At 71.1% G+C, this 9,061-nt stretch carries 5 protein-coding genes and 1 pseudogene; 1 reads left to right on the top strand and 5 read right to left on the bottom strand.

What is annotated here, in order from left to right:
• Positions 1-293: 293 nt before the first annotated feature.
• The 3 genes and pseudogenes from ACFFNX_RS42150 to ACFFNX_RS42160 all read right to left on the bottom strand — a co-directional run bounded on the left by ACFFNX_RS42150 (position 294) and on the right by ACFFNX_RS42160 (position 4,974).
• Complete coding sequence (locus ACFFNX_RS42150; RefSeq protein WP_378211857.1) at positions 294-467, bottom strand: hypothetical protein; 174 nt, start codon at positions 465-467, stop codon at positions 294-296.
• Positions 468-503: 36 nt separating this feature from the next.
• Positions 504-1,121 carry a response regulator gene (locus tag ACFFNX_RS42155; protein WP_378211858.1) on the bottom strand — a complete coding sequence of 206 codons (618 nt, stop codon included), beginning with the start codon at positions 1,119-1,121 and terminating at the stop codon, positions 504-506.
• Between the two features lie 14 nt (positions 1,122-1,135).
• Positions 1,136-4,974 (bottom strand): annotated as a pseudogene (locus tag ACFFNX_RS42160) (HAMP domain-containing protein).
• Positions 4,975-5,083: 109 nt separating this feature from the next.
• Between ACFFNX_RS42160 and ACFFNX_RS42165 the strand changes: the two are divergent.
• Complete coding sequence (locus ACFFNX_RS42165) at positions 5,084-7,153, top strand: SpoIIE family protein phosphatase (protein WP_378211859.1); 2,070 nt, start codon at positions 5,084-5,086, stop codon at positions 7,151-7,153.
• Between the two features lie 6 nt (positions 7,154-7,159).
• On the opposite strand, the gene ACFFNX_RS42170 is transcribed toward ACFFNX_RS42165, so the two are convergent.
• Both ACFFNX_RS42170 and ACFFNX_RS42175 read right to left on the bottom strand, forming a co-directional pair.
• Positions 7,160-8,404, bottom strand: a complete 1,245-nt coding sequence (locus ACFFNX_RS42170) for a folylpolyglutamate synthase family protein (protein WP_378211860.1) — start codon at positions 8,402-8,404, stop codon at positions 7,160-7,162.
• A 57-nt stretch (positions 8,405-8,461) separates the two neighbouring features.
• A partial coding sequence (locus ACFFNX_RS42175) for an Lrp/AsnC family transcriptional regulator (RefSeq protein WP_378211861.1) occupies positions 8,462-9,061 on the bottom strand: 600 nt, incomplete at its 5' end.

Genomic DNA, 9,061 nt, shown 5'->3' on the forward strand with positions numbered 1-9,061 from the left:
ACATCAACATAGATAAGAGGGGAAGAGGAGACAGAACCCCGCAGGATTTTTCCTGTGGTGTGTTCGTCTCCTCTTCCTCTTTTCCACGAAGGGGAGTGGAAGCCCGCATACGGCGGGCTTCCACTCCCCTTCGTCTTTTCACCCCAGAAAACCCGTCCAGACACCATGCGGCGAGGGCGGCCCGGAGCCCACCCTCGCCACTGACGCTCCAGTCGGCAGGCCGGCAGGGCCCTCAGCCGGTGGGCAGGACGGCCCGGCGGGCTGGCAGAGCCCTTGGCAGGCGAGCGGAGCGCTCAGCCGACGGGCAGAGCCCACGGCGGGCGGGCGGAGTCCTCAATCGGTGAGCAGGGCGCCCAGCAGGCGGGCGGGGCGGCGTCGATGAGGGAGAACACCGCGAGCCCGAGCGACAGTGGCCCGGCGACGATCAGGTGACCGCCGAGAAGGCGCAGCGCGAGACCGGCGCTCACTCGGTGGGCAGAGTCCTCGGGAGGCCGGCAGGGTCCTCAGTCGGACGGCGGGCGTAGCGTGTCGATGGCGGTTCTCAGTTCGCCGACACGCTCCTCCAAGGCGCTCATCGCCTCGGCCGCCTCCGCGTCCTTGGACGCCCACCGGGACAGTACCCCGATCTGCTGTTCCACGGACGCCAGGCGCTCGCTGAGTTCCGCGGCGAACTCCCCGGACGGGGCGGCCGCGAACTGCGTGCGCAGCAGTTCCGACTGCTCGCGCAGCTGCTGGTTCTTCCGGTGCAGCTCCACGAAGATCGACACCTTGGTCCGCAGCACCCACGGGTCGAACGGCTTGGAGATGTAGTCGACGGCGCCGGCGGCGTACCCGCGGAACGCGTAGTCCGGGCCCGCGTCCACCGCGGTCAGGAAGATGATCGGCACCTCGCGCGTCTTACGTCGACGCTTGATCGCGCGGGCGATCTCGAAGCCGTCCATGCCCGGCATCACGATGTCCAGCAGGATCACCGCGAACTCGTTCGTCAGCAGGGCCCGCAGGGCCTCGTCGCCCGAGCGGGCACGGATCATGTTCTGGTCGAGGGAGCTGAGAATCGCCTCGAGCGCGACGAGGTTCTCGTCGCGGTCATCGACCAGCAGGATGTTCGCCTTCTCGGCCACGGTTCAAGCCTCCATCACGTGCGCGGCCGACTGAGCCACGCCCTCATGATGTCAAGAAGGTGGTCCGCGTCGACAGGCTTGGGCACATAGTCGGATGCGCCGGACTCGATGCTCTTCTCCCGGTCGCCCTTCATCGCCTTCGCGGTGAGGGCGATGATCGGCAGGTCGGCGAACTGCGGCATCCGGCGTACGGCCTCGGTGGTCGCGTAGCCGTCGAGCTCGGGCATCATGACGTCCATCAGGACGAGGTCGATGTCTTCGTTGCGGTCGAGCGTGTCGATCCCCTCGCGGCCGTTCTCGGCGTACAGCACCTCGATGCCGTACTGCTCCAGCACGCACGTCAGCGCGAAGATGTTCCGTACGTCGTCGTCGACGATCAGGATCTTGCGGCCCGACAGGACCTCGTCGTCGATGGGGTTCTCGGTGTACTGCTCCTCGGCCTCGGGCAGCTCCAGCGTCGCCTGCGGGGCGGGAGGCGGCGGCTGCGGCGCGGGCCGGCTCTCGCTGGGCGCGGCGAGCGCCGTGTCGACCGGGCCGGCGTAGCGCACCGGCAGGTACAGCGTGAACGTGCTGCCGTCACCCGGGCGGCTGGACACGTGGATCTCGCCGCCGAGCAGCGCGGCGATGTCACGGCTGATCGACAGGCCCAGCCCGGTGCCGCCGTAGCGCCGGCTGGTGGTGCCGTCCGCCTGCTGGAACGCCTCGAAGATCGACTTGAGGTTGTGCTCGTCGATGCCGATGCCCGTGTCGGTGACCGCGAGGCCGATGACGTCGGGGTTGTCGGTGAGCGCCGGGTCGACGAAGGTCACGTCCCTCGGGCGCCGCACCGTGAGGCGTACCTCGCCGGAGGAGGTGAACTTGACCGCGTTGGACAACAGGTTGCGCAGCACCTGCTGGAGCCGCTGCTCGTCGGTGTACAGCTCGTGCGGCAGGCCCGGCTCGGCGTACACGTCGAAGGCGAGCCCCTTGTCGGCGGCCATGGGCCGGAACGTCGCGTCGACGTAGTCGACCAGCTCCGACAGTGTGATGCGCTGCGGGTGCAGCTCCATCTTGCCCGCCTCGACCTTGGACAGGTCGAGCATGTCGTTGATGAGCCGCAGCAGGTCGCTGCCCGACTCGTGGATCGTCTTGATCAGCTCGACCTGCTTGGCCGTGAGGTTCTTGTCGGGGTTGCCGGCCAGGAGCTTGGCGAGCACGAGCAGGCTGTTGAGCGGTGTGCGCAGCTCGTGGGACATGTTGGTGAGGAACTCGGACTTGTAGCGCGAGGACTGCGCGAGCTGCTCGGCGCGCTCCTCCAGCGTGCGGCGTGCCTGCTCGATCTGGAAGTTCTGCATCTCGATCGCGCGGTTCTGCTTGGCCAGCAGCGCCGCCTTCTCCTCCAGCTCGGCGTTGGAGCGCCGCAGCTCCGCCTGCTGGCGTTGCAGTTCGCTGGAGCGGTCCTGCAGCTCGACCGTCAGGCGCTGGGACTCGGCGAGCAGCGCCTCCGTACGGGAGTTGGCGGTGATCGTGTTGATCGTCACGCCGATGGTCTCCACGAACTGGTCGAAGAACGCCAGGTGGACCTCGCTGAAGGGGCTGAACGACGCGAGTTCGATCGCGCCGAGCACGCGGTTCTCGAACAGGATCGGCAGCACGATGACGTTCGCCGGGGACGCCTGGCCCAGGCCCGTGCCGATCGTGATGTAGCCCGGCGGGAGGTCGTCGACGAGGATCGGCTTGTGCTCCACGGCGGCCTGGCCCACGAGGCGGTCGCCGAACGCGAAGCGGACCTTGTCGATCTGGTCCCTGCCCACGCCGTAACCGGTCTTGAGCACCAGCTCGCGCTCGCCCTCGGAGCCCTCCTCGGCGAGGTAGAACGCGCCGTACTGGGCGGAGGAGAGCGGCGTGACCTCGCTCATGATCAGCCGGGCGACCTCCATGAGGTCGCGGTGGCCCTGCATGAGGCCGGCGATGCGGGCGAGGTTGGTCTTCAGCCAGTCCTGCTGCTGGTTGGCGCGGGTGGTCTCGCGGAGGTTGGCCACCATGAGGTTGACGTTGTCGCCGAGCTCGGCGACCTCGCCGCGCGCCTCGACGGCGACCGACTTGCTCAGGTCGCCGCGGGCGACGGAGCTGGCCACCGACGCGATGGCGCGCACCTGCCGGGTCAGGTTGCCGGCCAGCTCGTTCACGCTCTCGGTGAGCCGCTTCCACGTGCCCGAGACGCCCTCGACCTCGGCCTGGCCGCCCAGCCGGCCCTCGCTGCCCACCTCACGGGCCACACGCGTGACCTCGCCGGCGAACGCGGACAGCTGGTCGACCATCGTGTTGATCGTGGTCTTCAGCTCCAGGATCTCGCCCTGGGCGTCGACGTCGATCTTCTTGGTCAGGTCGCCGTTCGCGACCGCCGTGGTCACCTGGGCGATGTTGCGGACCTGGGAGGTCAGGTTGTCCGCCATGGAGTTGACGTTGTCGGTGAGGTCTTTCCAGACGCCGCTGACGCCGCCGACCTTCGCGCGGCCGCCCAGGTTGCCCTCCGTGCCGACCTCGCGGGCCACGCGGGTGACCTCGTCCGCGAACGCCGACAGCCGGTCGACCATCGTGTTGAGGGTGTCCTTGAGCTGGAGGATCTCGCCCTGGGCGTCGACGGTGATCTTCTTGGACAGGTCGCCGCCGGCCACCGCGGTCGCCACCTGGGCGATGCTGCGGACCTGGCCGGTGAGGTTGCCGGCCATGGAGTTGACGTTGTCGGTGAGGTCTTTCCAGACGCCGCTGACGCCGCTGATGCCTGGCCGCCGAGGCGTCCTTCGGTGCCGACCTCGCGGGCCACGCGGGTGACCTCGTTGGCGAAGCCGGACAGCTGGTCCACCATCGTGTTGAGGGTGTCCTTGAGCTGGAGGATCTCGCCCTGGGCGTCAACGGTGATCTTCTTGGACAGGTCGCCGTTCGCGACGGACGTGGCGACCTGCGCGATGTTGCGCACCTGGCCGGTGAGGTTGCCGGCCATGGAGTTGACGTTGTCGGTGAGGTCTTTCCAGACGCCGCTGACGCCGCTGACCTGTGCCTGGCCGCCGAGGCGTCCTTCGGTGCCGACCTCGCGGGCCACGCGGGTCACCTCGTCGGCGAACGAGGAGAGCTGGCCGACCATGGTGTTCACGGTCTCCTTCAGCTCCAGCAGCTCGCCGGTCGCCTCCACCGTGACCTTGCGGGTCAGGTCGCCCTTGGCCACCGCGGTGGTCACGAGGGCGATGTCGCGGACCTGGCCGGTGAGCCGGCTCGCCATGGCGTTGACCGCGCCCGTGACGTCGCGCCAGCGACCCGACATCTCCCGCGGCTTGGCCTGGCCGCCCAGGCGCCCCTCCGCGCCGACCTCGCGGGCCAGCTGGGTGACCTCCGCGGCGAACTCGTCGAGGTGCTCGACCATGCGGTTGACGCCCGAGCCCATCCGCAGCAGCTCGCCGCGCCAGGGCCGGGTGCCGGTGTCGAGCTCGATGCGCTGGCTCAGGTCGCCGTCGGCGACCGCGTCGGACACCCGGGCCATCGCGGTCGCGGACTGCACCAGCGTGTCGATGAGCGCGTTCGCGGCGGCGTTGCCGGTCGCCCAGGCGCCCTCGCCGTCGGCGCCGAGCCGTTCGTCGATCCGGCCTTCGTGACGAACCTCACGTTGCACGCGGACGAGTTCCCCGGTCAGATGGCCCGCACGTGACTGGACTTCGTTGAAGACGGAGGCGATCTCGGCCAGGACGTCATCACCGGAGGTATCAAGTCTGGTATCGAAATCTCCGTCGCGCAGGGCGCTGAGCGCGTCGAGGACCGGCCGCAGGTCAGCCTCGTCATACTGGACGCTCACCGGTGCATGGGACGTGCTTCGAGGCATTAACTAGCACCTCGCCTTCCATGCGACGTGGTCGGGGATATGTACAGCCCACCCGGGGAATCTGCCACGATGGCAGCGTCGTGCATCCCCGAGACGAATCCAAGAGACCGTGGAGAAGAACCCAAAGAGGTACGCGACCTTCCCGCCGGAGGTCGCGTCAGTCGCGGCTGCACGGCGTTTTGTCGGGGACACGCTTCGTAACTGGGGCGTCGACGAGGTGGACGACGCCATGCTACTCACCAGTGAACTGGTTACGAACGCAATCGTCCACGCCGGGACCGAGGTCGAGGTCGTGTGCGAGGCGCTCGGCGGCCAGGTGAGGGTCGAGGTTCACGACCGTCACCAGGCGCGGCGCATCCCCGTTCCCGGCGATCAGGTGAGCGGGCGCGGGCTGCTGTTCCCCGAAACGCTGGCGATCTCCTGGGGCGTCACGTACGGCCAGGGCGACAAGCAGGTCTGGTTCACCGTTCCCGGAGTCTCGGGGGAGAAGCCGGCGCCCCCGCCGCCCTCGTACGAGGAGATGGTGACCGCGCCGCGGCCCAGCCGGCCGACCGTCGACGAACTCGCCCACCGCACCGCGCAGACCGCGCAGGACGCCCTGGGCGCCGACTGTGTGTACGTCCTGCTGACCGAGGACGACGCCGACCTCGTGCTCAAGGCGACCTCCGGCGTACGGCCCGAGGGCACGGCGCTGGAGATGGGGCTGGAGGGCGCCACCGTCGGCGGGCGGGGCGTCTACGCCGACCTGGGCGGCAGCCCGTACAACCTGCCGGCGCTGCAGGCCGCCGGCATCCGCTCGCTCGTCACCGCGCCGTTCGTCATCGACGGCCGGGGCATCGGGCTGATCATCGCGGCCGCGCGTGACGCGGCCCACTTCAACGAGTCCGACGTCGAGCGCCTCCAGCAGGTCGCCGACCGGCAGGCGCCCTCGCTCGAACGCGCGCGGCTGATGGAGCTGGAGCGGGCCCGGCGCGGCTGGCTCGGCTTCCTCGCCGAGGCGAGCAGCCTGCTGGCCGGCACTCTCGACCAGCAGATGACCATGGCGCTGGTGTCGCAGCTGATCGTGCCCCGCCTGGCGACCTGGTGCGCCCTGTTCACCGTACGGGACAGCGGCACGGCGCTCCCGGCGTACGCCTGGCACGCCGACGAGACGATGGTGGCCGACCTGCGCACGCTGCTCGACCTGTTGCCGCCCGCGCCGCCGCCGGCCGAGCCCGGGCCGTGGGAGGGCTTCGGAGCCGCGCCCAGCGAGGGCATGCCTCCCACCGCGCACCGGGTCGCCGGTGACGTCGCGCACGTGTTCCCGCTGCTGGCGCGCGGACGCAGCATCGGCATGCTCGTCGTCGGCGGGCCGAGGGGCGCCCGGTTCAACCGCGACATGCTGGAGCTGACCGAGGATCTCGCCGGGCGCGCGGCGCTCGCGATCGACAACGCGCGGCTGTACGAGGAGCAGTCGGACATGAGCCGGGCGCTCCAGCGCAGCCTCCTGCCGCCGGAGATCCCGGTCATCCCGGGGCTGGACGTGTCCGTGGTGTACGAACCGGCCGGTGAGAGCGGTGAGGTCGGCGGCGACTTCTACGACGTGTTCAGCGTGGGCTCGCGGTGGCGCTTCGCCATCGGCGACGTGTGCGGCACCGGGCCGGAGGCGGCGTCGGTGACCGGCCTGGCCCGCCAGGCGCTGCGCATCCTCGGCCGGGAGAACTACTCCATCCCCGAGGTCCTCGAACGCCTCAACGCGCTCATCCTGGACGAGGGGTCCCGCGCGCGGTTCCTGACGCTGCTGCACGGAGAGGTCGAGCCGCGGGAGGACGGCAGCGCCCGCGTGACGTACGCGACCGCGGGTCACCCGCCGCCGCTGTTCCTCACCCCGGCGGGCACGGTCACCGGCGACGACGAGTCCGACCTGATGCTCGGGGCGTTCCCCGAGGCGGAGTTCTCCGTCCAGACGGTCACCCTCGGGCCGGGGCATCTCCTGCTCGGGTTCACCGACGGCGTGACCGAGCGGCGCAACGGCGACCGGCTGCTGGGCGACGACGGGGGGCTCGAACGCATCCTCGCGGGCTGCGCCGGGCTGGGCGCCGGGGCGGTCGCCGCCCGGGTCAGCCGCGCCGTACGCGCGTTCTCCACCGAGCCCTCGCACGACGACATGGCCATGATCGTCCTGCGCATCGAGGAGTGAGGCGGCTCAGCCGGCGAACAGGCGCGTCGTGTCGGCGTCGAGGAGGTCGAGCACCCGGCCGGTGAAGTAGACGGTGCCGAGGACGACGATCCTCTCCCCGAACGCCGCGAGCCGTCCGGGCGTGAGATCGGCGATGTCGAGGCCGTCGCGCGTGCGCGTGAACCGCAGGCTCTCCCGGTCGGGCATCCGCACCGTGGTCACCGGCAGGCCCCCGAGCGCGCTCAGGACGCCCTCCAGGTCCTTGTGGTCGGGCAGGCAGACCAGGACGTGGTCGACCCGGTCCCAGCGGCGGTACGCCTCGGCGAGCGCGGCGGCGGCGCCGTCCGCCTCGACGGCGGAGTCGAGGAGGACGGTGGCGCCGGGGATCGTGTGCCAGGACAGCCGGCCGGGGAGCCGTACGGAGGCCAGGACCCCGGCCGCGCGCGCCGGGTCCGGAGCGGGTCGGCCGGTCGCCTCCAGCAACCGCCGGGCGGCGGCGCAGCCCAGGAGGGCGTTGGGGCGGTGGAGCCCGGAGCGCATGGCGGGGGCGGGGAACCCCGCAAGGGGTGCGGGCTCCCGGAGGGCGGAAGCGCCCTCCGGCGCCGTATCGGTGATCACCTCGGCCCGCCGGCCGGTACGGCCGGCGACGGTCGCATCGATCGCCGCCGCCACGTCCGGCGTTTGCGGAAGCGACACGACCGCCCGGGTGAGCTCCGCGACCACACCGGCCTTGTCCGCGGCGATCTCGGCGGGCGTGTCGCCGAGGACGTCGAGGTGCCCGCCGAACACCGTGGTGATCGCCACGACCGTCGGCGGTACGAGGCCCACCTCGTCCGAGGCGCCTCCCATCCCCGCTTCGAGCACCGCGCCGTCGGGCCCGGCGTCGAGGGCGACCGACAGCCCGGCGAGGGTGAACAGGGCGCTCGGCGACAGGTAGCCCGCGCCGGGCGGTGGCAGCGTGCGCGCCGCGTCCGAGAGCCGCCGCCCGAGCGCGGCGAGGTCACGGCCGGAGACGGCGACCCCGTCGACCCGGATCCGGTCGGTGTCGTGTCGCAGGCCGGGGCTGGTGACGGTGACCACCCGGCACCCGGCCGCCGCCAGCAGCGCGGAGGCGTACGTCGCGGCCGTGCCTTTGCCCTTGGACCCGACGACCGTGAGCGTGGGGAGCGGAGGAGGCGCGAGCAGGCCGAGCAGCCGCCCGGCCCGCGCGAGATCGCGTCGATCCCCCGGTCGGCGGCGGCCCCACTCGTCGTAGAAGAAGTCAGCCGTCATCCCGGCCCTCTCGAAGCGGACACACGCCAAGGTATCCGCAGGAGGACCGTCCGCCGCTCAGGAGATCGGGGCGACCCGTTTGGTGTAGGAGGTGATCGGGGCGGTCTCCAGGCGTTCGACGCCGTCGAGGAATCCGATCCGATCGCTGAGGTAGGTGTAGAGGGCGTCCTCGTCGCGGCAGACGGCGATGGCCAGCAGGTTGTGCCGGCCGGTGGTCGCGCCGACGAAGGCCGCCTCGGCGTCGGCGGCCAGGGCATGGGCGACGGAGGACAGCCGGGACGGGGTGACGGTCAGCCAGAGCAGGCACTGGACCGGGAAGCCGAACACGGCCGTATCGATCTCGACGTCGAAGCGGACCACACCGGAGCGGCGCAGGTCCGCCAGCCTGCGGCGGACCGCCGACTCCGACCAGCCGGCGTGCCGCGCCAGGCTCGGGTAGGCGGCACGGCCGTCGGCGGCCAGCGCGGGGAGCAGCCGGCGGTCGAGGTCGTTCAGCGCGATCGGGGCGGCGTCGTGGGGGTCCGGTGACCGGAGTGCGGAGATCTGCTCGTCGGTGAGCGCCGAGGTCCGGCCGGACCAGCGGCGGTCCATCAGGTTGCGCAGCAGCCGATGCGCCTCCACGCCGAGGATCCGCGGGTGGTGGGTCAGCTCCGCCAG

It is taken from the genome of Actinoallomurus acaciae (genome assembly GCF_042429965.1).
Classification (GTDB): domain Bacteria; phylum Actinomycetota; class Actinomycetes; order Streptosporangiales; family Streptosporangiaceae; genus Actinoallomurus; species Actinoallomurus acaciae.